Origin of the sequence: Flavobacterium sp., assembly GCF_046317795.1 — a bacterium.
Taxonomy (GTDB): Bacteria; Bacteroidota; Bacteroidia; order Flavobacteriales; family Flavobacteriaceae; genus Flavobacterium.
The window spans coordinates 1-21,567 of the sequence record NZ_JBKCVI010000016.1; the positions used below are offsets into that span (position 1 = coordinate 1).

Consider the following 21,567-nt stretch of genomic DNA (forward strand, 5'->3'; position numbering starts at 1 on the left):
TCACCAAGATGTTGATTAATTTGCTTAGCCCAAGGACTTTTGTTAAAATAGTTGCGTTGAAAATCTACTAATTCTTCTTCAATATCAATAGTATCAATAGTGCCATTTTCGGCTAAACCTTCAGCTAGACAAAGTGTGGCATAACCTGTATATGTGCCTACTTCAAGAATGGTTGTTGGATGAATAATTTTCGAAAGCATACTCAAAACCCTGCCTTGAAAATGACCACTCAACATGCGTGGTTGCAAAATTTTTTGATGGGTTTCTTTATTCAATTGTGCCAATAATTCGGGTTCATTTTCGGAATGATTGGTTACATAAGTGTCTAATTCGTCGGAAATGAAGTTCATTTTTTTATTTTGAATTTAAAAGTATTTTTTTTAATTTTTTAGGATTTTGAAGGTTATTCCAAAATAAATAAACAACAATTTCTGTTGGCTTAACTTTGTAAAAGAAACTCACATTTTCGTGAATAAAACCTTTTCTAAAATCGGGATTAAATTCCCATTTCTCAAAACAATTTGGATTGTTTTCAATGATATTCATTGTTTTTTCAACTTCTAATATAAAATTCTGAGCAATTTTTATATTCCAAAGTTCTAAAATGAATTCAATGTTTTTGTTATATGATTTTTTTGCAAGTAGAGTCCAAATTAGTGTCATTTTCCGAAATAAATGGCTTTACTTTCTTTTAAAATCGTCGTATAAGGTTCGGTTAATCCTTCTTTATAGTCATTTTCACTAATTTCAAGTAGCTCATTAATAATAACGTCTGTTGTTCCTTCATCATTATAATAGTTGTCAAAAACAGAAGAAACAATCTTTAGAATTTTTTCATCTGCACTTTCAACTTGTTGTTGGATTTTATTTTTTAATTCAGGAAGTCCCATTTTTGCAAAGTTTTGAAAAACAAAGTTATAAAAAATATTCAGAATACTCATTACCTTTGCGCCATGGAAATCAAGAAAAAAGACATCCGAAGTTTATCCAAAGAACAATTGCGAGATTTTTTTGTAGCCAATGGTGATAAAGCGTTTCGAGGCAATCAAGTCTATGAATGGTTGTGGAGCAAAGCATCTCATAGTTTTGAAGACATGACCAATGTTTCCAAAGAAACACGCGCCATGCTCGAAACCAATTTTGTGATTAATCACATCAAAGTGGATACGATGCAACGAAGTGAAGACGGAACCGTAAAAAATGCGGTTCGTTTACACGATGGATTGGTTGTCGAAAGTGTTTTAATCCCAACCAATACCAGAACTACTGCCTGTGTTTCCAGCCAAGTAGGTTGTAGTTTGGATTGTAATTTTTGTGCCACAGCACGATTGAAACGGATGCGAAATCTCGAACCTGGAGAAATCTATGACCAGGTAGTTGCCATTGATAGAGAAAGCCGTTTGTATTACAATAGACCATTATCCAATATTGTATTTATGGGCATGGGCGAACCGTTGATGAATTACAATAATGTGATGAAAGCCATCGATATGATTACATCCGAAGAAGGTTTAGGAATGTCTCCAAAACGCATTACTGTTTCTACATCGGGTGTTTCTAAAATGATTAAAAAGATGGCTGATGATGAAGTAAAATTCAAATTAGCCGTTTCATTACATTCGGCAATTGAAGAAACTAGGAACCACATTATGCCGTTTACCAAAAACTTCCAATTGCCCGAATTGAAAGATGCCTTACAATATTGGTATCAAAAAACCAAAAGCAAAGTGACTTATGAATATGTGGTTTGGAAAGGGATCAATGACGATAAAGCTTCTATTGACGCCTTGGTTAAATTCTGTAAACAGGTTCCGTGTAAAGTCAATTTAATCGAATACAACCCCATTGATGATGGCGGACCTGACTACCGTAAGGCAAGTTTTCAACAAGCATCTGATGAAGCAATTGCTAATTATATTAAAGCTTTGGAACAAAATGATATTGTTGCCAAAGTACGCCGAAGCAGAGGAAAAGATATTGATGCGGCTTGTGGACAATTAGCTAATAAATCGTAATTTTATTATTTCCTTTAGTTTTATCACTTGTAAGCGATTTCAAATTAATTATCTTTGAAATCGATGAACATCACTTCACAAATAAAACAACCCATTCAGGAAGAAATGGAGCTTTTCGAAAAAAAGTTCTACGAATCGATGACTTCCAAAGTGGCACTCCTTAATCGAATTACCTATTATATTGTGAATAGAAAAGGAAAGCAAATGCGACCCATGTTTGTTTTTCTGGTAGCCAAAATGCTTTCCGATACTAATGAAGTAAATGAACGAACCTATCGTGGGGCTAGCGTTATCGAATTAATTCATACGGCTACTTTGGTTCATGATGATGTGGTAGATGATAGTAACAGACGACGCGGATTTTTCTCCATCAATGCCTTGTGGAAAAATAAAATTGCCGTTTTGGTTGGTGATTATTTATTATCCAAAGGATTATTATTATCAATTGATTATGGCGATTTTGATTTACTCCGTATTATTTCTGTGGCAGTACGCGAAATGAGCGAAGGGGAATTATTGCAAATTGAAAAAGCACGCCGATTAGACATTGTTGAAGAAATATATTATGAAATCATCCGAAAAAAAACTGCGACTTTAATTGCCTCTTGTTGTGCACTTGGCGCAAAATCAGTTTCCGAAGATGAGAGTCAAGTAGAAGCTATGCGAAAATTTGGCGAACTCATCGGAATGGCATTTCAAATAAAAGATGATTTGTTTGATTATACCGATGATGCCATTGGAAAACCAACAGGAATAGACATCAAAGAGCAAAAAATGACATTACCTTTAATTTATGCTTTAAACAATTGTTCAGATAAAGAAAAGAGTTGGTGTATTAATTCCATCAAAAACTACAATAAGGATAAAAAACGCGTCAAGGAAGTTATTCAATTTGTGAAAGACAAAAATGGCTTGCATTATGCCGAACAAAAAATGAGTCAATTCAAAGAAGAAGCACTTGAAATTCTTCAAAATTTCCCACAAACGGAATATAGAGAGGCACTTTCACTCATGGTAAATTATGTTATTGAAAGAAAAAAGTAAACCAATTTCAAAAATCAATTACAATTTCAAAAATCAATCCCGAAAGCTATTGGGAAAATTTTAAAAAATAAATATTTTTTTTATTGAGAGATGCTAATTTTATTTATGTTCAAAGATATTATAAAATAATTTTCAACTTTTTAAATTGCTCCATGCAACCATTTTTCAACCAATCTCGTCTATGCAAATAGAGGTCTTAATCAATATCAAAAATCAATGACAGTTTCAATGTCAATTTTTTAAATTGAATTTTGACATTGCAATTGAATTTTGACTTTTGCTATGAAAGTAATCAACTTACATCAAGAAGAAAAAGAAGTAATCGAATTGGCTGTCGATAATAATCGTCATGCCCAGCATCAGATTTATTCCAAGTTCGCCCCAAAAATGTTGAGCGTTTGTCGTCAATACATTAAAGACGTTCATCTAGCAGAAGACATTATGATTACGGCTTTCATGAAAGTTTTTACCAATTTAAAAAACTTTGAACACAAAGGAAGTTTTGAGGGTTGGATTCGAAGAATAATGATTAACGAATGTATATCCTATATCCGAGTTCATAAAAAAGTTACGTTTATTGAAGACGAGAATTATTTTGAAGAGACACATAACAATATAGAAAGCCAGTTTTCAGTAGAAGACATTCAGTTTTTGATTGACAATTTACCAGATGGCTACAAAATGGTTTTTAATTTATATTGCATAGAGGGTTTTAAGCATCAAGAAATTGCAACAATGTTAAGTATCAATGAAGGAACATCGAAATCACAATTGTCTCACGCACGCAAAATGCTTCAAGACACTATTATTAAATTAAAAAATTACAGTAATGGAACCGAATAATGTTGAAAACCAAATAAGAGAAAAGTTGAATGCCAGAGAAATTCAACCGTCACCACAAGCTTGGGACAGATTAGATGCTATGCTTACTATAGCCGAAGAAAAAAAAACAAAGCGTTCTTTTGGATTTTTATCCCGAAGTTTCGGGATTGCTGCCAGCATTTTGGTTTTTGTAACACTTGGTTTGCTTTTGTTCAATCAAAACACCACCAAAATTGAAACTCCAAATGCAGTTGTTGGAACAGAAATTAAAAAAGACAACGTAGAAATTCCAAATTCCAAATTCCAAATTCCAAGTACTAAAGATAAACAAGAAAATGAAGAAGTAGCAACTTCGGATGTTCAACCAACAACCAACAACCGACAACCGACAACGAATCATCAAGGGGTTTCAATCAACAATCAAGAAAAAATAAATCAAAAAACGAACAGTAATCAAAATCAAATCATCAAAGACAAAGAAATAGAATATGTAATAACTGAAGATGTTGCGTTAAAAGAATTGCCAAGAATTCAAAAAACAAATCCAGTTATTAGCGAAGGTAAGAAACAAATTAAATCGGATGAAGCTTTAGTAGCAGATTTAAATAATACCACAATGAAATCCACTAACTCAAAATCCTCCATTAAAGTGGATGCCAAAAGTTTGCTTTCTCAAGTGGATGGCGAATTGGAACAAACGTTTAGAGAAAAAGTTATTACCAAAATAAACAAAAATTATAAAGAAGTTAAAGAGGCATTAGCCAATAGAAATAATCAATAAAAGAGAGTATTCAATCATTAATCAATCATTAAATCAATCATGAGAAATTTTACCATTTACATTGCCCTTGCTGCTTGTCTTTTTGCAAGCAAACTTTCAGCACAAGAGACCTTTGAAGCAAAAGCAAAAACTATAGCAGAAAAAATAGAAAGAATTACCAAAGAAGAAAAAAAGGCGTTAAAAGTTGAATTGGAAGAAGTGAATAAGGAATTGGAAGCAGGAACGATTTCCAAAACACAAGCCGATGAAAAGAAATTACAAATAGCAGAAATACGTTCCAAGAATATTGAAACCCGAGTTGCGGTTGAACAAGATAAATTGAAAGATTTGGTGCAACAAAAAGTAGATGGAAAAATAGCTGAAAATAATGATAAAAATAAATTCATTATCACTATTGATTTTAAAGGGGATAATGACAAAGACAGTATTTATTTTGACGGGAAAAATCATAAAATTACCTATGAAACTTCAGATAGCATTTATATTGATCTTTCTGGAATGAAAAAATCGATACTTAAGAAAAGGTCCAAAGGAGAAAAAAGAACCACATCACAATTTGTTTTTGCCGCTGGAGTAAATAATTTAGTTACAGATGGTGCGGTTGCTAATTCTGATTTTAAATATTGGGGGTCACATTTTTATGAATGGGGTGTTACCGGAAATACTAGAATTTTTAAAAATGACAATTTATTGCATTTGAAATACGGAGTATCATTGATGTACAATAATCTTCGTCCAACAGATAATAGGGTTTTTGTAGCTAACGGAAACCAAACGAGTTTAGAATCATTTCAATATAATCTAAAAGATTCAAGATTTAGAAATGTATTTATGACTTTTCCTCTACATTTAGAATTTGATTTTACAAAAACCAAAGATAAAGACGGAGTAAAAATATTCAAAACCCACAAGAGTGTCCGTTTCGGAATAGGAGGATACGGAGGTTTTAGAATAAAATCAAAGCAAAAATTATGCTTTGACGTTAATGGTAACGATACGTCAACAAAAGAAAAAGGAAATTTCAATGTGAATGATTTCATTTATGGTGTGAGTACCTACATTGGTTATAAAGAAACCAGTTTGTATTTAAAATACGATTTAAATCCGTTGTTTAAAAACAATGCTATCGATCAAAATAACATCTCTCTTGGTGTAAGGTTTGATTTTAATTAAAATTAATTTCTTTTATGTCACTCTGAGCGTCTTCTTGTCGGCAGACAGGCAGTCGAAGTGTTGTTAGTTTTTTTAACCCTGTCAGAGTTTAAAACTCTGACAGGGTTTTTAAATAGAAAAACTTTGTAACTTTAAACCCTTAAACAATTTTAAACAAAAGAGTTGATATCTCGCGAAACCATAGATAAAGTTTTTGAAACCGCACGAGTGGAAGAAGTCATAGGTGATTTCGTCCAACTAAAGCGTGCCGGAAGTAATTATAAAGGATTGAGCCCGTTTTCGGATGAACGTTCTCCTTCGTTTATGGTATCGCCTGTAAAGCAAATTTGGAAAGATTTCAGCTCAGGAAAAGGCGGAAGTGTCGTGACTTTCTTGATGGAACATGAACATTTTACATACCCCGAAGCCATTCGGTTTTTGGCCAATAAATACAATATCGAAATAGAAGAAACCGAAACGTCACAAGAAGATAAAATAGAGGCCAATGAAAAAGAAAGCATGTATTTGGTTTCTGAATTTGCCAAAACCTATTTTCAAGAAACACTTTTAAATTCCGAAGAAGGTAAAGCCATTGGATTAACCTATTTCAAAGAAAGAGGATTTACCAATGAAACGATAGCCAAATTTGGCTTAGGTTATTCACCCGAAACATGGGACGCTTTTTCAAAAGAAGCGTTATCCAAAGGATATCAACTAGAATTTCTTGAAAAAGTTGGATTAACCATCACTAGAGAAGATGGCAAACATTTTGACCGGTTCAAAGGAAGAGTGATGTTTCCCATTCAAAGTTTGTCGGGAAGAAATCTTGGTTTTGGCGGAAGAATTTTGACTAACGACAAGAAAGCAGCCAAATACCTCAATTCACCCGAAAGTGAAATTTACCATAAAAGCAAAGTGCTGTACGGAATTTTCCATGCCAAACAAGCCATTGCCAAACAAAACAATTGTTATTTGGTGGAAGGTTATACTGATGTAATTCAACTCCATCAAGCCGGAATTGAGAATGTTGTTGCTTCTTCCGGAACTGCTTTGACTCCTGATCAAATTCGATTAATAAATCGATTGACCAAAAACATCACGGTACTTTTTGATGGTGATGCAGCCGGACTTAGAGCTTCTATTCGTGGTATCGATTTGATATTGGAAGAAGGAATGAATGTAAAAGTTTGTACTTTCCCTGATGGCGATGATCCCGATAGTTTTGCTCGGAAAAACTCTTACGACGATTTGGTTTTTTATTTAGAAAACAATTCCAAAGATTTCATTCAGTTCAAAGCATCGCTATTGATGAATGAAGCACAAAATGATCCTATCAAAAAAGCAGACTTAATTCGGGATATGGTAGTGAGTATTTCCAAAATCCCCGACAGAATCAAAAGGGAAGTATATATTCAAGAATGTGCTCGCATTATGGATATTTCGGAACAAGTTTTGCAAAATACTTTGGCTCAATTGGTTCAAAAAGATATTTCGGAAGCTGGAAAAAAACTGAAACAAGAACAAAAAGCTTTTGAAGTTGTAAAAGATGATATCCAAGTTTCAAGAGACAGAGTTGATATAGTTTACGAATTAGAACGAAAAATAATAGAAATGTTGTTGCTGTATGGTTCACTTGTAGCTGATTTTGAAGATTATATTCTAAAAGCGAATGAAGAAGGTGTAATGATTGAAGAAAAAGAAATCAAGTCTTCAAAAGTTTTTGAACGCATTTACTTGAGTTTGCATGAAGATGAAGTGGAATTGGCTAATCCCATGTTTAAAGAAATTTACAATGATTTGATTGCTTATTATAATCAAAATGAAAACTTCAATATTGAACATTATTTGATGCAATTATCGCCAGAACATTCAGAGATGGTTACAGATATATTGATGCTTGAAGAAAAGGAATTATTGCATAATTGGGAAACCAAACAAATTTATGTAAAAAAGAAAACGGAAAACGTTGGTCAGTACGTTTCAGAAACTATTATTTCTTTACGCGAATATCTCATCAATAAATTAATTATGGATATGATGAATAATTTCAATAAAGGAGAAGAAAATGACTTAGAAGAATTGAAGTCAACTATCAACGATTACAACAAATTAAAAGTCAGCTTAACCAATAAAATAGGAAGAATACGCTCCACTTATTTATAAAAAAACCCCGCTATTGCGAGGTTTTAATTTTTTTAAACGATTTCCAAAGTTTTTGCTTTGTTCACTAAATCAACCAAATTGGTTACACTTAGCTTCGTTAATAACCGGAGCTTGTACGTACTAATGGTTTTCTCGTTAAGATTTAAAATCTTAGCGATTTCATTGTTTTTCTTTCCATCGCTTAAAAACCGAAGAACCTCGATTTCTCGATTGGAAAGTTTTCTGTACAAACGTTCAGATTTGTTTTGTTTAGCGATTAGAGCTAAACTTTTCTTGATTTCTTCATTTAGGATAATTTGTCCTTGGCTAACCTTGACAATAGTAGTTCCTAAATACTCAAGTTTTGATGTCTTGTGAACAAAACCAGCACAACCTGCCTTAATAGCATTTGGTGCATAAATGTGTTCAGACATACTACTAAATACAATAACTTTTGTTTTTGGAAAATTTTTAATGATAGATTTGAGCTCATAAATACTCTTTAATCCTTCAAGATCAAGGTCGATAATTAAGACATCGACTTCTTTGTTTCTCAAGGCATCAGGCACCATAAAAAAATTTCCTACATTAGAAACAATGCTTATTTCTTGATGATCTTTAAAATAAGCTTTCATTCCAAAATGCACAACTGGAAAGTTATCAGCTACACATACATTAATCATAATTGTGGTATTTGATTAAAATTAATAGAAATTTACTGTAAAGTTAATTTTTTTTTTAATAATTGTTGTTATAAAATTTTATTTTTTTTTACAAAATTCTGGAATAATACAAATGGGAATTGGATTCATCTTGTGTTTATTTGCCTTATTTAATTTGGAAAATATCTCAAAAACGTCTCTTTCCCTTCCCAAAAAATCTTCTTTCTTTTTATAGTTTTCTGCTTCGAGCATTGCCCATTCGAGTTCGTCATAACTGGCGCCAAGTTGCTCTTCATCAGTTCTTGAATCGCCAAAAAGGCCATCTGTTGGAGCAGCATTTTGTATGGAATTTGGAATATTTAAATAGTCACCTAACGCATACACATCACTTTTCATTAAGTCGGCAATTGGACTCAAATCTACTCCACCATCTCCATATTTTGTATAAAACCCAACGCCAAAATCTTCCACTTTATTTCCAGTTCCTGCCACTAATAAACCATATATTCCGGCATAATAATATAATGTTGTCATTCGCAAGCGTGCTCTAGTATTGGCTAATGACAAATCTATTTTTACTGTATCTTCATGACTTGGAATTACTTTTTTAAACGACTCAAAAACGGTAGTTAAATCAGTTTCTGCATTTTTTACATTTGGGAAACGCTTCTTCAATTGTTCAATATGTTCTCGTCCTCTACTAACTTGACTGCTGTGTTGATGAATAGGCATTTCAACACATAAAGTAGTTAAACCTGTTTGCGCACATAATGTTGAGGTTACTGCCGAATCAACGCCACCTGAAATTCCAATGACAAAACCATTCACTTTTGCATTAGTTGCATAATCTCTCAACCAAGAAACAATAAAGTCATTAGTTTCAACTACCTTGATTTTACTTTTTTTAGACATTTCTTATGATCTTTTTTAAAAACTGCAATGTATATTTGCAAATGTAAAAAATCATAAGTTTTTATACCTGATTCATTTCTATAAATTTTTTAAAATGACAAAACACTTTTTGCTTATCTCATTCGTTTTTTTATTCATTTCATGTGACAAAAAATCTAAAGTTGAAAAAGCAGTAGAAGAAATTCCTGTAGAGATAAAAGTAGATCGATTTGATAAAGCTTTTTTTGAGAGTAAACCTGAAGATTTGGCAAGTCTTAAAACCGAGTATCCTTTTTTCTTCCCTGAAGATATTGATGATAAAGTTTGGATAGATAAAATGCAAAACAAAGATTGGAGAGCACTTTATAATGAAGTACAAAAAAAATATCCAAATTTCGATAAGCAAGCAACTGCAATTGAAGAATTATTTAAACATTTAAAGTATTATTTTCCAAAAACCATCACGCCAAAAGTTTATACCGTAATTGCTGAAATGGACTATAACAACAAAGCCATTTATGCCAATGACAAGTTGATAATTTCTTTAGAATTATACCTCGGAAAAGACGTGAAATTTTATCAGTTTCCAGACTATTTGAGGCAAAATTTTGAAGAAAGACAAATGATGCCCGATGTTGTTTCGAGTTTTTCATTTCGAAAAATTCCAGCACCTAAAGATAAAACATTGCTATCCAATATGATTTTTTACGGAAAAGAATTGTATCTAAAAGACGTCCTACTTCCCGATTATACTGATGCTGAAAAAATAGGTTATCAACCGGAGCAAATCATTTGGTGTCAAGAAAACGAAAGTTATATGTGGCGTTTTTTCATTGATGAAAATCTACTTTTCGATTCCGATTCTAAACTTAATAACCGATTTATAAATTTAGCACCTTTTTCAAAATTTTATCTCGAAATAGACAACGAATCTCCCGGAAGAGTTGGGCAGTGGATTGGCTGGCAAATTGTTCGTTCCTTTATGAAAAATAATGATGTAAGTTTGCAGGATATGCTAAAAATGGATACGAAAGAGCTATTCGAAAAATCAAAATACAAACCCAAAAAACCATGAGCAAAACCATACAATCCGAAATAAAATTCAATGTTGAATTAGACGAAAATCGTGTTCCCGAAAAATTATCTTGGACAGCACAAGATGGTGGAGTTGAACTGGAGGAAGCCAAAGCCATAATGCTTTCTATTTGGGACAGTAAAGTGCAAGAAACTCTTCGTATTGATTTATGGACAAAAGACATGCCTGTAGACGAAATGAAGTTGTTTTTCCATCAAACACTTGTTGCTATGGCTGATACCTTTCAACGTGCTACTGCCGATGAAAAGATGGCAGATACCATGAAAGATTTTTGTGATTATTTTGCTGAAAAACTAGAGTTGAAGAAGTAAAAAATTACTTAATCGATTTTTTTTCGATGTCTCGAATAATTTTATTTAAACATCCGAGTACTAATTTTGAGGTTGATTTACTAAAATTGATATCGCTATTATTATTTTCTGCAATGCCAACACTTCCAATTACTTTTTTAGAGTAAGTAATTGCAATACCATTCAAATCATAAACTTCAAATAGCACTTCAACCGATTTTGATAAGTTTTTATTGAATTTATGATTAGTTACATCAAGGTCTGATAAAGAATTGTTTTTTAAAATGATTTTTACATTGATAAAAAAATCAAACCCACTTCCTTTTTTTAAATCCCTTATATTTTCTTTTGTTGGATTTGATTTGACATTTTTGGGAAGTAATAAACCCTTGCTATCGTTTGTATAAGTCAGTCTGTTTCCTAGTCTGTTTCCTAGTTTTTTGACAATAAGATTTTTGGCAGCATTACTAGTAGTTGTTGGATCTACAATTTCATTTAAAAGCCATTTGCCTTCTCTTAAATCTAATCCCGTCGCGATGGCATTGTCTACAAAAACATAGCTGGGCAAATTACACGAAACTAATAGTAGTGAAAACAGTAGCAAAAGAGTTGTCTTTTTCATTCTAAAACTGATTCAAATCTTTAAAAACTTCTTCATTCACACCATCAATAAATGCTAAAACAGTATCTTTTCCGGTGCCTTCCGTTGCCGAGGTGACAAAATATTGTGGCATTTCTTCCCAGTTATTAGCCAGTAAAGCTTTTCTATAAGCGGCAACATGCGAGTCGATTTTACCTCTGCTAATTTTATCAGCTTTGGTAAATATAATGCAAAATGGCACTTCTGTTTCTCCCAAATATTCTATGAATTCCAAGTCTATTTTTTGCGCTTCCAGCCGAATATCAATTAAAACAAAAGCACAGACGAGTTGCTCTCTTTTTTCAAAATAATCAGTAATAAATTCCTGAAAAACTTCCTTGGTTTTTTTAGAAACTCTTGCGTAGCCATAGCCAGGTAAATCGACTAGAAACCAATTCAAATTGATTTTAAAATGATTAATTAACTGTGTTTTTCCTGGTTTCCCTGAAGTTTTGGCCAAGTTTTTATGATTGGTTAACATGTTAATCAAAGATGATTTTCCCACATTGGAACGACCAATAAAAGCATATTCGGGCAAACGTTCTTGCGGACATTTGCTCACATCGGAATTGCTTATTATAAATTCGGCAGAATTAATTTTCATTTATGAGTTTTGTTGCTTCTTTTCATTATTCTAAATTATTATTTAAACACATTTTTAGGTTCAGTACTTGCACGAAATATAAGAAAAGAATGAATATAAAGACTAAATATGAGCATATCATTTTATATATATCTATAAACTATGAAAATCGAAAAATCCTTTTAAAGTAGCAAAATCTATGTATTTATGTGTTTCAATTTTTATATGAATATAGGGTAATTGGTGCAAGTAAAGGATAGATTATATAATAAAATCCTCCTGTTTAACCATGCTCAAATCTTTGAAAGGCACTTAATTCTAAACTATTGAAAAACCTATTTTAGCGGCTCGCTTTTATTTCTTTAGTGGAATTCTGTATGGTCCAATAACGGAATTAAAAAGCAAATCGCCATTTTCTAAAAGTTGAAGAATAGCATAAGCTCCATTTCCTCTATTGGTTTGACCAAATTCTACTCTTGTTCTATTTTTTCCGGTGTTCCAATCTAAACCTGTAATTTCCCAACCTCTTTCTTTAGTATATCCGTTAACTAAAACCATGTTTGAACCACTAGTCACTAACGGAACCATACTTGTTGATACCACATCGTTTCTTGTCCAAACCGATTCAAATTCATTTTTTTCTGTATTCCATTCTACTCTCTCCATTCCTTTAGGACCAGGATGAATAGGACCAACTGTCATTACATCAATAATTCTATCTGGATGGCCTTCATCAATTAAATTATTAACTAGGAATGCACCCCAACCATTTACAACAATTGTTTGTTCCGATTGAACCCATGGTTTATCTTCTGGTAAACCAGCTTTTATTGGAATTAAACCTGCAACTCGTCTAGATTTTGCACCTGCTTTTTGTTGGTGTGTTTCGGGAATTCCATCTCTCCAAAATGCTACTAAATTCATTCTGTTCTGACCGTCTGTAATTAATACTAATTTATCTTCATCATCACCAAATCCCATAAGCGTTGGTGTAGAGCCCGCGCCAGTACCTGCCTTGATAGCTGGAGGCCAATCACCTCCATTATAAGGACTTATCCAAGCACCATCTGCTTCTTTATCTGAAATTTCGTTACCAGTCCAAACTAGTTTACGCATCATTCCGTCTCCTCTTGGCGTTTTGCTTCCGGTAGCCACATAAATTCCATTTTTTTCATCTACTGCCATAGAATTGGTGCATAATTCCGTGTTTTTAAAGGCATAAAATTTTCCTGGTCCTTTTAGTTCTTTATCAATCACGGCTAGTCCATTCACAGCACCAATTATGATATTTCCATCATAGGTCATATTCATGCCGACCATATTAATTCGTTTTACACCTGGTGCAATTTCAGCAGCAGGAATAAGAGAAGAAACATCAAATCTGTATTTTACTTCTAGTCCTTTTTTAGGATCTTTTTTATCAATTAAACCCACTGCAGAAACTACTGTACCCGCATTGGAATATACATAATCCTCTGAACTTACCAAAGCATAAACTCCTGCAGGTAAAACCAATCCAGGATTTGGCCCTAAAATTCCTTTCAGATGTTTAGTTGCAAAATCTAATGACGTGTACTTTACATCTGCTATTGATTTTAATTGGTCAATTGTTAATCGCTTTGCTCCAGGAAGGTCAATATCGGTAACTATATTCCAATTATTACCCGATTTATCAATCAAAGCAATACGATCTGTTGACACAGACCACATATAATTAGTATCAGCAGAGGCATAGGTAACATTATTTACCGGACCACCCCAAATTGGTGTTAGTTTGTTTAAATCTGCTTTGTATTCGCCATCGTTTATTTTGTAGGGAACACAGTTTGTTTGCCCAGAGTTGACATGTGTAACACCATAAATAGCTTGGGATAAGAATGGGTTTTTTGTGGGATAACTACTTTGACTTTCTGATGAAACCGTTTCATTGGTTTCCATGGATTTTTTATCCTCTTTACAGGATATGAACATCAATATTCCAAAACTCATTACTGAAATTAATTTTAAATGTTTCATTTTCTTTTGTTTTTAAAGTTGATATTAGAATAATAAATAATTAATGCCTACTTGAAAAGATGGTCCTCCAAATCTATTTCTTGCGCCGAAGTTATTAGTAAATCTTGATAAAACACCAATTTTACCGGGTCTGAGCCAATAGGAACCATAGATTCCTAAACCATATATTTGGTCTTTATCCAAAAAAGCTTTTTCACCTTTATCTTCACCTGTTTGCCATGTTCCAAAACCATATAAACCTACTTCGTGTCCCATGGTAAAATTATAGCTCGCACCATAATCTAAAGTCAAATGAGGTGCTTCTTTAAAGTCGGTTTCTTTTTGTTTACTGTTTATTTCATAAGTAAATCCGGTAGTTAAACTAATTTTAGATTTTGGTTTATACCTTCCCATGACTCTAATGTGATGTGACCAATCTCCCAACCCTACATGTTCGGTGCTATGTGCCTCATATTTTCCTAAAGGAATCCAAACTCCATAGGAAAAGGTGGTTGAAAACTTATTTTTCTCCCAAGTAAGCCAAGCGGGTTGCAAATAAAAATCACCTAACCCAAATGAATTTAAGTTAATTTTTTTACTATCAATTAAAGACTGCTCAGAATAAAAATCCAAAGCAATGTTGGCATTTGGATTGTTTAACATAGGTAAAACAAGCACACCCCATTTAGCATTTAAAATTTTGTTTTTGCCAAAATAACTAATCATTGGAATAATTGAATGCGTCTTTACTTTCTGACCTAATGAAACCGAAAAAGGTGGATTTTCATTAATTTCTATGACATCTGTTTTTTTCCTTGAGTTGTTATAATAATCCATTTCAGAAAAAGAGTAGTATAATGAAAATACCCAACCTGTTGCCGATGGAATAAAATAGTCGTTTGTATTAAAACTTCCTCCATTGTAATGTCCTTGTCCGCATATATTGGATGATATAGAAATCAGCAAAATGGATAGTAAGAGTTTTAGTGTCTTTGATTTCAAAATTAAATATTTAAAAGTTCTTATTAAAACCTATTTGATATAGTATTCCTCTACCATCAATTGTAGATTTTTTGGTTGGTATTTCCATTAATCCAATTAAATTGAAACCCGCGCCAAGTGATTTGCCAATTATAGGGGAGAGAATTAAATCAAAATTTTTGTTTTCAAAATCGATTATTGTTCTGGGTTCAAAAACATAAAACATTCCAGAATTTGTAAATTTTGCGATGAAAACACGGTTGGTTAAAAATGACAAATTAGGGTATATTGCATCTTTGGCAATGGCAAAAGAATATTGTGGTTGGATGGCTAAAAATAAGGTTGTATTGATTGTATAAGAATAAGTAATTGCTGGTGTTGCTGAAAAATATTGACTTCCAAAACCTTGCTTTCCAAAAGGCAAATTGAATTCTACTGAACCTGCTACTGAGTTTTTACCTTTTACATAAAAAGCATTTAGTATCGAAAATTTAACATCAGAAAATGATGTTTCAAAACCAGTTCCGGAAATTCCATTATGAAGTGTCATTATTTCTGGTTTTATAGAAAAACTCCATCTATTTACCCCAAGAACAATATTAAATTTATTGCTAATGGAAGAGGCGTTATCCGCTTTATCAAAGTATAAAATAGAGTAACCTACTCTGGAATTTACTCTTGTAGGATCTACACCCGATTCTGTTCTTAATTTTTCAATGGCTAATGAATCAGTTTGTCCAAAGACAGTTTTAGATATGAAAAATAGTAAAAATAAAATATATCCATTTTTTAAATTATTTTTCATTTTTACCTAATTTAATTTTGTTTTTTAGTATTAATTATAAAAGACCCAAATGAAATGCCTATTTAAGTAATGCTGCTTATATGTTCAAAATCCAATATTAGAACATGTCTAACTACTGTAATAATTGCAAGTTCAATAATTACTTTTGTATAGTTGATATGATTTTTTGTTTGTATTCCCGCAATGATTCAATTACCTCAATTAGAATGCTAATTAGTAAGACTGCGGCAATAAATCCTTGTACCGATGAAATAAATAAATTACTCCTATGAATTGTTGGATAAAGAAAATTGAAAATTTCATTTTTTACCACAATTGCTCTAATTGTAATTAATACGATTTCCAAAAGAGAATAAATCATTATACCAGATAGTAGAATGATTAAAGTGTTTATCGTAATTTTAATATGCATTTCCATTTATTATTAGTTTACTATTTTTATTTCACGGCTTTAGAGCGGAACGCAATTATGAAATTAATACATTCAATTATATCAAGTAGAAGTTTTTTTTCATCTCTATTTATCATAATAATTGTATTTTACTTTCTTCGATACTTTCAATAAGATAAGGATTTTTAAGAGTTTTTTCAGCAACTAAATCTACTCTTTTATTCAGTAGCTTTTCCAATTCTTCTATTAACTTAAAATAATTTGAGGAATAGGTTTCAAAATCTAAATCGTCCGGGAAAGAATATAAAAAATCAACATCGCTTTTATTTGTATTGATACCTTTAGCAATGCTTCCAAAAAGAAAGCCCTTTTTACACCATATTTGATGAAAAGACTTTTAATTTTAGGAATTTTATTTTCAATATTCTTGTCCATAATATTTATAAATGCACTTCTTTAAGCCATTCGTGTAGCAATCTGTTGAACTCATCTGGATGTTCCATCATAGCAGCATGGCCACATTTGTCAATCCAATATAATTCCGAGTTTGGCATCAATTTATGAAATTCCTCAGCAACTTCTGGTGGCGTTACTTGGTCGTTTTTGCCCCAAATAATACATGTTTTTACGTGCATTTTTGGCAAATCTTTAGCCATATTGTGACGAATAGCACTTTTAGCAATTGTTAACGTTTTTATTACTTTAATGCGATCATTTACAATCGAAAAAACTTCATCTACCATTTCTTTTGTAGCCACTTTTGGGTCATAAAAAACAACTTCTGTTTTTTTCTTAATGTATTCATAATCGCCTCGCTTAGGATAACTATCGCCCATGGCACTTTCATAAAGTCCTGAACTTCCTGTGATTACTAATCCGGCAACTTTTTCGGGATACATTTTAGAATGGTATAAAGCAATGTGTCCACCAAGCGAATTTCCCAGCAGTATAACTCTATCGAATCCTTTAAAAGTGATGAAATCTTTCACATATTTTGCAAAAGCTTTTACGTTTGTTTTTAAAATATTTTGAGTATAAATAGGCAATTCTGGAATTACAATTTTATATCCTTTAGTAGAAAAATATTCAGCAACACCACTAAAATTGCTCAATCCGCCCATCAGGCCATGTAAAACAACTATTGGCGTTCCTTCTCCAGCTTCGAAATAGGAATATCTTCCCTCTTTTTTAAATTGTCCTTCCATATGATTTTTTTGACTTTTACATCGGTAGCAAATATATGGTTTTATACCTAAAAACCCTTTTTCAATTCCATTTTTTTCCTTCAGAAAAATGAAAAATAGTGACATTTAAAAATTAATACAATTAACAATTAGTAACAAAACAGTTTGGCTTTTTGATAATTATTCATACTTAAAAAAAATAAAAATTTAGCAATAAAAATGTTTTTAAATCAGTTGTTTATGATTTATATGATAAGAGAAAGCTGTTTTTCTTTAAGATTTTTTTCAAAATAGTTTTTATCTGATTCCATGGGGTTTTTTTAAGCAAAATGAATTAAAGTGGTAAAACTTATTAACAAAGTGGTAATTAGTGGTATTTTGTGGTAAATATTTTTATATTTTTGCTTCTAACCAATAACTATTGCAATTGAACACCATAATCGGGACATATGAATGTAAAGTTGATGCCAAAGGAAGGTTGCTAATTCCTTCGGCTTTAAAGAAGCAACTTGCCAATTCCATTCAAGACGGTTTTGTCTTGAAACGTTCTGTATTTCAACCTTGTTTAGAATTGTATCCTATGACCGAATGGAATTTGATGATGCAAAAAATCAACAAACTCAATCGATTTGTGAAGAAGAATAACGATTTCATTCGTCGATTTACGGCGGGAGTAAAAGTGATTGAAGTGGATGATTTAGGAAGATTATTAATTCCAAAAGACTTGGTTGCCTTCAGTCATATTTCAAAAGACATTGTGCTTTCCTCAGCCGTAAACATAGTTGAGATTTGGGATAAAGAGTTGTATGAAAAATCAATTGCAGGTGATGATATAGATTTTGCCGATTTAGCCGAAGATGTAATGGGAAATAGTAATGATGACAACAATGGAATATCATAATCCGGTTTTATTAAATGAAACTGTAGACGGATTGAATATCAAGCATGATGGAGTTTATGTGGATGTGACTTTTGGCGGCGGTGGACATTCAAAAGAGATTTTGAAACGTTTAGGACCAAATGGAAGATTGTTTGGGTTTGACCAAGATGAAGATGCTTTGGTAAATGGGTTGCCAGATGAACGATTTACTTTGATACACGAAAATTTTAGATATATAAAACGGTTTTTACGATTTCATGGTGTGAAAAGCGTAGATGGAATTTTAGCCGATTTAGGAGTTTCATCACACCAATTTGATGTTCCAGAGAGAGGATTTTCTACACGATTTGATGCCGATTTAGACATGAGAATGAGTAGAAAAAATGATTTAGATGCTTATAAAGTGATTAATGAATACGATGAAGCTAATTTAAAAAGAGTGTTTTTGGATTATGGCGAATTGAAAGTTGCTCCCGTTTTGGCTCGAACAATTATTGAAGCAAGAGAAAAGAAAACTATCAATACAACAGATGAGTTAAAGATGATTTTATCAAAATTTTTACCAGAGCAATTCAAGAATAAAATTTTAGCCCAAATCTATCAAGCAATACGAATAGAAGTAAACCAAGAAATGGATGTTTTAAAAGAATTTTTGGAACAATCGCTTGAAATTTTGAAGCCACAAGGAAGATTAAGCATTATTTCCTATCACTCATTAGAAGACCGATTAGTGAAACGATTTATGAAAAACGGAATGTTTGAAGGTGAGCCAGAACGTGATTTTTTTGGAAATTTTTCAGTGCCATTTAAACTAGTTGGAAAACTTATTGTTCCTGATGAAGCTGAAATAAAAAGCAACAATAGAGCACGAAGTGCCAAATTAAGAATAGCAGAAAAACGATGAAAAAAGGAGTGTATAGCATAGTAAAAGCTCGATTTTTAGTCAATGAAGATGCCACAAAAAATTGGCGATTTATAGTTTTTATAGTGCTCCTTGCAATATTAATGATTGCCAATTCACACTCGTTTGAACAAAAAGTATTTCGGATTACCGAATTAACAAGTGAAGTAAAAGAGTTGCGTTCCGAATTTGTTGATAAGCGTTCCGAACTAATGAAATTAAAAATGGAGTCAACAGTTTCAGAAAAAATGAAAGAGAGAAAAATATTTCCATCATCGGTGCCGCCAAAAAAAATAAAAATAAAAAAACCAACTGAAAAAACCTTCTTTCAAAAACTATGGCAGTAGAAGATAAAAATATCTCTTATAGAATTTATTTAGTTGCATTCTGCATCTTTATAATGGCTATGGTTATAACTTTTAAGTTGTCCAAAATTCAGTGGGTTGAAGGGCCAAGACTTCGCGAATTAGCGAAGAAAGAAACGGTAAAAAGTTTTATCATTCCTGCCAATAAAGGAAATATTTATTCGGCTGATGGAAGTTTATTAGCCACTTCAATTCCTAATTACAACATTCGATTTGATGCAGTAGTTCCAAAAGGTGTTGTTTTTGAAAAAAACGTAAAACCATTATCCGACTCTCTATCCAAACTTTTGGGAAAACCAAGTTCTTTTTATCAATCCCAATTAAACATGGCAAGAACTAATAAAAACAGGTATTTATTGGTGGCTCGTGATTTGAGTTATACGGAATACATAAAAATAAAAAGTTTCCCGCTTTTCAATTTAGGCGCAAACAAAGGCGGAATTATTGTTGAACAAGAAACGATTAGAGAACACCCAATTGGAAAAATTGCAGAGAGAACTATTGGTTACGAACGTGTGAAACCAAATGGCGAATTAGACGGAAAAGGAATTGAATGGTCGTTTAGAAAATACCTGAACGGAAAAGATGGTAAAGTTCTCAAACAAAAAATCGCCAAAGGACAATGGAAACCAATTCGAGATCAAAATGAAGTTGACCCACAGGATGGCTATGATGTGATTTCTACAATTGATGTTTACATTCAAGACATTGCCCATCATGCTTTATTAAAACAATTAAAAGAATTTAAAGCCGAACACGGTTGCGTGGTTGTAATGGAAACCAAAACCGGGAAAATCAAAGCAATTTCAAATTTAGGAAAATTAAAAGAATCCGATTCAACTTATTTTGAAACCGAAAATTATGCTATAAAAGAATCTCACGAACCTGGTTCAACTTTCAAATTGGTGGATATGATTGCATTGCTTGATGATCATAAAATTGACACTAGTAAAGTTTATGATTGTAAAGGCGGAGTAATAAGTTACCCTTCCTTTAAAGGTAAAAAAGTAACAGACTCTCACGAAGGAGGTTGGGGTCGTATTTCATTAGCAAAAGGATTTGAAGTTTCTTCAAATACAGTTATGGTTCAGGCCGTTTACGAAAATTATAAAAATAACCCAAAAGAATTTGTTGACAGAATCGACAAAATGGGTTTAAATAAACCTTTAGGATTACCATTTCAAGGAGAAGGCAAACCTTATATTCCACAACCTAGTGATAAACATTGGAGCGCTTTATCATTGCCATGGATGGCTTATGGCTATGGGGTTTCTGTAACACCTTTACAAACGTTGACTTTGTATAATGCTATTGCCAATAATGGCGAAATGGTTAAGCCACAATTCGTTTCTGAAATAAAAGAGTGGAATAAAGTTATCAAAACGTATAACAAAGAAGTCATTAATCCAAAGATTTGTTCTGATGAAACCATTGGAAAGCTTAAAGCGGTTTTACAAAATGTGGTTAAAAGAGGGACAGGTAAAGACTTATATTCTAAAGATTTCTCCATGGCTGGTAAAACCGGTACAGCTCAAGCCAATTATAGTAAAAATGGTGGAAATGATAAGTATTATATTTCATCTTTCGTTGGTTTTTTCCCTGCTGATAAACCTAAATATTCTTGTATTGTGGTAGTTCACAAACCCAATACTTCGGGCAATAATTATTATGGCGCTGATGTAGCTGGACCTGTTTTTAAGCGTATTGCTCAAAAAATATTCACTGATTCGCCTTCGACTAACGAAATTAAAAACCTCAATAGAAAAGTTACTACCCAAGAAAAGTCATTCAATGCTTTTTATGCTTCCTCACAATCAGATTTGAAAGTTGTTCCAAATTTAAAAGGAATGGCAGGTATGGATGCAGTAGCATTATTGGAGAATTTAAAAGTGAAAGTAAAAGTGATCGGTGTAGGAAAAGTAAAAAAACAATCAATCGCCGCAGGAC

The 21,567-nt window shown here is 32.4% G+C and carries 25 protein-coding genes; 12 read left to right on the forward strand and 13 right to left on the reverse strand.

Features of this window, described 5'->3' with window-relative positions; translation table 11 throughout:
- The 3 genes from ACK5ON_RS00905 to ACK5ON_RS00915 all read right to left on the reverse strand — a co-directional run.
- Positions 1–350, reverse strand: a 350-nt coding sequence (locus ACK5ON_RS00905) for an O-methyltransferase (RefSeq protein ID WP_409819023.1), incomplete at its 3' end; no start/stop codon positions are given.
- Positions 351–354: 4 nt separating this feature from the next.
- Positions 355–663, reverse strand: a complete 309-nt coding sequence (locus ACK5ON_RS00910; protein WP_396174616.1) for a type II toxin-antitoxin system RelE/ParE family toxin — start codon at positions 661–663, stop codon at positions 355–357.
- On the reverse strand, positions 660–890 hold the full coding sequence (locus tag ACK5ON_RS00915) for a hypothetical protein (RefSeq protein WP_409819025.1): 231 nt from the start codon (positions 888–890) through the stop codon (positions 660–662). Before ACK5ON_RS00915 ends, ACK5ON_RS00910 begins: the two co-directional genes overlap by 4 nt.
- 63 nt (positions 891–953) lie before the next feature.
- Between ACK5ON_RS00915 and rlmN the strand changes: the two genes are divergently transcribed.
- The 6 genes from rlmN to dnaG all read left to right on the forward strand — a co-directional run bounded on the left by rlmN (position 954) and on the right by dnaG (position 7,977).
- Positions 954–2,015 (forward strand): 23S rRNA (adenine(2503)-C(2))-methyltransferase RlmN, encoded by a 1,062-nt coding sequence (rlmN, locus tag ACK5ON_RS00920; protein WP_409819027.1) that lies wholly within the window; start codon positions 954–956, stop codon positions 2,013–2,015.
- Positions 2,016–2,078: 63 nt separating this feature from the next.
- The gene (locus ACK5ON_RS00925; RefSeq protein ID WP_396174654.1) at positions 2,079–3,059 is read left to right on the forward strand and encodes a polyprenyl synthetase family protein; all 981 of its coding nucleotides are present in this window, start codon (positions 2,079–2,081) and stop codon (positions 3,057–3,059) included.
- 282 nt (positions 3,060–3,341) lie between these two features.
- Positions 3,342–3,902, forward strand: a complete 561-nt coding sequence (locus tag ACK5ON_RS00930; RefSeq protein ID WP_409819030.1) for an RNA polymerase sigma factor — start codon at positions 3,342–3,344, stop codon at positions 3,900–3,902.
- Positions 3,889–4,662 carry a hypothetical protein gene (locus ACK5ON_RS00935; protein WP_409819033.1) on the forward strand — a complete coding sequence of 258 codons (774 nt, stop codon included), beginning with the start codon at positions 3,889–3,891 and terminating at the stop codon, positions 4,660–4,662. Before ACK5ON_RS00930 ends, ACK5ON_RS00935 begins: the two co-directional genes overlap by 14 nt.
- A gap of 39 nt (positions 4,663–4,701) precedes the next feature.
- The gene (locus tag ACK5ON_RS00940) at positions 4,702–5,835 is read left to right on the forward strand and encodes a hypothetical protein (RefSeq protein ID WP_409819035.1); all 1,134 of its coding nucleotides are present in this window, start codon (positions 4,702–4,704) and stop codon (positions 5,833–5,835) included.
- A gap of 162 nt (positions 5,836–5,997) precedes the next feature.
- The gene (gene dnaG / locus ACK5ON_RS00945; protein ID WP_409819037.1) at positions 5,998–7,977 is read left to right on the forward strand and encodes a DNA primase; all 1,980 of its coding nucleotides are present in this window, start codon (positions 5,998–6,000) and stop codon (positions 7,975–7,977) included.
- Between the two features lie 32 nt (positions 7,978–8,009).
- Here dnaG and ACK5ON_RS00950 read toward each other — a convergent pair whose 3' ends face one another.
- Both ACK5ON_RS00950 and nadE read right to left on the reverse strand, forming a co-directional pair.
- Positions 8,010–8,639, reverse strand: a complete 630-nt coding sequence (locus ACK5ON_RS00950; protein WP_396174630.1) for a LuxR C-terminal-related transcriptional regulator — start codon at positions 8,637–8,639, stop codon at positions 8,010–8,012.
- 78 nt (positions 8,640–8,717) lie between these two features.
- Positions 8,718–9,530 (reverse strand): NAD(+) synthase, encoded by an 813-nt coding sequence (nadE, locus tag ACK5ON_RS00955; RefSeq protein ID WP_409819040.1) that lies wholly within the window; start codon positions 9,528–9,530, stop codon positions 8,718–8,720.
- A 94-nt stretch (positions 9,531–9,624) separates the two neighbouring features.
- Here nadE and gldB point away from each other — a divergent pair, with 94 nt between their 5' ends.
- Together gldB and gldC are read left to right on the forward strand one after the other, a co-directional pair.
- Positions 9,625–10,584 (forward strand): gliding motility lipoprotein GldB, encoded by a 960-nt coding sequence (gene gldB, locus ACK5ON_RS00960; protein WP_409819042.1) that lies wholly within the window; start codon positions 9,625–9,627, stop codon positions 10,582–10,584.
- Positions 10,581–10,916, forward strand: a complete 336-nt coding sequence (gldC, locus tag ACK5ON_RS00965; RefSeq protein ID WP_396174635.1) for a gliding motility protein GldC — start codon at positions 10,581–10,583, stop codon at positions 10,914–10,916. Before gldB ends, gldC begins: the two co-directional genes overlap by 4 nt.
- 4 nt (positions 10,917–10,920) lie before the next feature.
- Here gldC and ACK5ON_RS00970 read toward each other — a convergent pair whose 3' ends face one another.
- From ACK5ON_RS00970 to ACK5ON_RS01005, 8 genes are all read right to left on the reverse strand, one after another.
- Positions 10,921–11,517, reverse strand: a complete 597-nt coding sequence (locus ACK5ON_RS00970; RefSeq protein WP_409819045.1) for a hypothetical protein — start codon at positions 11,515–11,517, stop codon at positions 10,921–10,923.
- 1 nt (position 11,518) lies between these two features.
- Entirely contained in the window at positions 11,519–12,139 is a 621-nt protein-coding gene (gene yihA, locus ACK5ON_RS00975; protein WP_396174639.1) for a ribosome biogenesis GTP-binding protein YihA/YsxC, read from the reverse strand.
- Positions 12,140–12,472: 333 nt separating this feature from the next.
- Positions 12,473–14,134: a hypothetical protein gene (locus ACK5ON_RS00980; protein WP_409819048.1), complete on the reverse strand. Its 1,662-nt coding sequence runs from the start codon at positions 14,132–14,134 to the stop codon at positions 12,473–12,475.
- 24 nt (positions 14,135–14,158) lie between these two features.
- The gene (locus tag ACK5ON_RS00985; protein ID WP_409819051.1) at positions 14,159–15,115 is read right to left on the reverse strand and encodes a transporter; all 957 of its coding nucleotides are present in this window, start codon (positions 15,113–15,115) and stop codon (positions 14,159–14,161) included.
- Between the two features lie 10 nt (positions 15,116–15,125).
- Entirely contained in the window at positions 15,126–15,899 is a 774-nt protein-coding gene (locus tag ACK5ON_RS00990; RefSeq protein WP_409819053.1) for a hypothetical protein, read from the reverse strand.
- A 139-nt stretch (positions 15,900–16,038) separates the two neighbouring features.
- Positions 16,039–16,311, reverse strand: coding sequence for a hypothetical protein (locus tag ACK5ON_RS00995; RefSeq protein WP_409819055.1), 273 nt, complete (start codon positions 16,309–16,311; stop codon positions 16,039–16,041).
- 112 nt (positions 16,312–16,423) lie between these two features.
- Complete coding sequence (locus ACK5ON_RS01000; protein WP_409819067.1) at positions 16,424–16,672, reverse strand: nucleotidyltransferase family protein; 249 nt, start codon at positions 16,670–16,672, stop codon at positions 16,424–16,426.
- A gap of 58 nt (positions 16,673–16,730) precedes the next feature.
- Positions 16,731–17,495, reverse strand: a complete 765-nt coding sequence (locus ACK5ON_RS01005) for an alpha/beta fold hydrolase (protein ID WP_409819057.1) — start codon at positions 17,493–17,495, stop codon at positions 16,731–16,733.
- Between the two features lie 406 nt (positions 17,496–17,901).
- Here ACK5ON_RS01005 and mraZ point away from each other — a divergent pair, with 406 nt between their 5' ends.
- The 4 genes from mraZ to ACK5ON_RS01025 form a co-directional block, all read left to right on the forward strand.
- Positions 17,902–18,375 (forward strand): division/cell wall cluster transcriptional repressor MraZ, encoded by a 474-nt coding sequence (gene mraZ, locus ACK5ON_RS01010; RefSeq protein ID WP_409819060.1) that lies wholly within the window; start codon positions 17,902–17,904, stop codon positions 18,373–18,375.
- Positions 18,350–19,258, forward strand: coding sequence for a 16S rRNA (cytosine(1402)-N(4))-methyltransferase RsmH (gene rsmH / locus ACK5ON_RS01015; protein ID WP_409819062.1), 909 nt, complete (start codon positions 18,350–18,352; stop codon positions 19,256–19,258). Before mraZ ends, rsmH begins: the two co-directional genes overlap by 26 nt.
- Positions 19,255–19,602, forward strand: a complete 348-nt coding sequence (locus ACK5ON_RS01020) for an FtsL-like putative cell division protein (protein WP_396174650.1) — start codon at positions 19,255–19,257, stop codon at positions 19,600–19,602. Before rsmH ends, ACK5ON_RS01020 begins: the two co-directional genes overlap by 4 nt.
- Positions 19,593–21,567, forward strand: a 1,975-nt coding sequence (locus tag ACK5ON_RS01025; protein WP_409819065.1) for a penicillin-binding protein, incomplete at its 3' end; no start/stop codon positions are given. The genes ACK5ON_RS01020 and ACK5ON_RS01025, both read left to right, overlap by 10 nt.

What these genes read in the sequence shown, in the direction of transcription:
- ACK5ON_RS01020 (WP_396174650.1), top strand. Translation starts at nt 19,255, where the DNA reads ATGAAAAAAGGAGTGTATAGCATAGTAAAAGCTCGATTTTTAGTCAAT.
- ACK5ON_RS00925 (WP_396174654.1), top strand. Translation starts at nt 2,079, where the DNA reads ATGAACATCACTTCACAAATAAAACAACCCATTCAGGAAGAAATGGAG.
- ACK5ON_RS00935 (WP_409819033.1), top strand. Translation starts at nt 3,889, where the DNA reads ATGGAACCGAATAATGTTGAAAACCAAATAAGAGAAAAGTTGAATGCC.
- ACK5ON_RS00930 (WP_409819030.1), top strand. Translation starts at nt 3,342, where the DNA reads ATGAAAGTAATCAACTTACATCAAGAAGAAAAAGAAGTAATCGAATTG.
- nadE (WP_409819040.1), bottom strand. Translation starts at nt 9,530, where the DNA reads ATGTCTAAAAAAAGTAAAATCAAGGTAGTTGAAACTAATGACTTTATT.
- ACK5ON_RS00995 (WP_409819055.1), bottom strand. Translation starts at nt 16,311, where the DNA reads ATGCATATTAAAATTACGATAAACACTTTAATCATTCTACTATCTGGT.
- gldC (WP_396174635.1), top strand. Translation starts at nt 10,581, where the DNA reads ATGAGCAAAACCATACAATCCGAAATAAAATTCAATGTTGAATTAGAC.
- ACK5ON_RS00990 (WP_409819053.1), bottom strand. Translation starts at nt 15,899, where the DNA reads ATGAAAAATAATTTAAAAAATGGATATATTTTATTTTTACTATTTTTC.
- ACK5ON_RS00950 (WP_396174630.1), bottom strand. Translation starts at nt 8,639, where the DNA reads ATGATTAATGTATGTGTAGCTGATAACTTTCCAGTTGTGCATTTTGGA.
- ACK5ON_RS00915 (WP_409819025.1), bottom strand. Translation starts at nt 890, where the DNA reads ATGGGACTTCCTGAATTAAAAAATAAAATCCAACAACAAGTTGAAAGT.
- yihA (WP_396174639.1), bottom strand. Translation starts at nt 12,139, where the DNA reads ATGAAAATTAATTCTGCCGAATTTATAATAAGCAATTCCGATGTGAGC.
- ACK5ON_RS00910 (WP_396174616.1), bottom strand. Translation starts at nt 663, where the DNA reads ATGACACTAATTTGGACTCTACTTGCAAAAAAATCATATAACAAAAAC.
- ACK5ON_RS01005 (WP_409819057.1), bottom strand. Translation starts at nt 17,495, where the DNA reads ATGGAAGGACAATTTAAAAAAGAGGGAAGATATTCCTATTTCGAAGCT.
- rlmN (WP_409819027.1), top strand. Translation starts at nt 954, where the DNA reads ATGGAAATCAAGAAAAAAGACATCCGAAGTTTATCCAAAGAACAATTG.
- ACK5ON_RS00980 (WP_409819048.1), bottom strand. Translation starts at nt 14,134, where the DNA reads ATGAAACATTTAAAATTAATTTCAGTAATGAGTTTTGGAATATTGATG.
- rsmH (WP_409819062.1), top strand. Translation starts at nt 18,350, where the DNA reads ATGATGACAACAATGGAATATCATAATCCGGTTTTATTAAATGAAACT.
- ACK5ON_RS00970 (WP_409819045.1), bottom strand. Translation starts at nt 11,517, where the DNA reads ATGAAAAAGACAACTCTTTTGCTACTGTTTTCACTACTATTAGTTTCG.
- ACK5ON_RS00940 (WP_409819035.1), top strand. Translation starts at nt 4,702, where the DNA reads ATGAGAAATTTTACCATTTACATTGCCCTTGCTGCTTGTCTTTTTGCA.
- gldB (WP_409819042.1), top strand. Translation starts at nt 9,625, where the DNA reads ATGACAAAACACTTTTTGCTTATCTCATTCGTTTTTTTATTCATTTCA.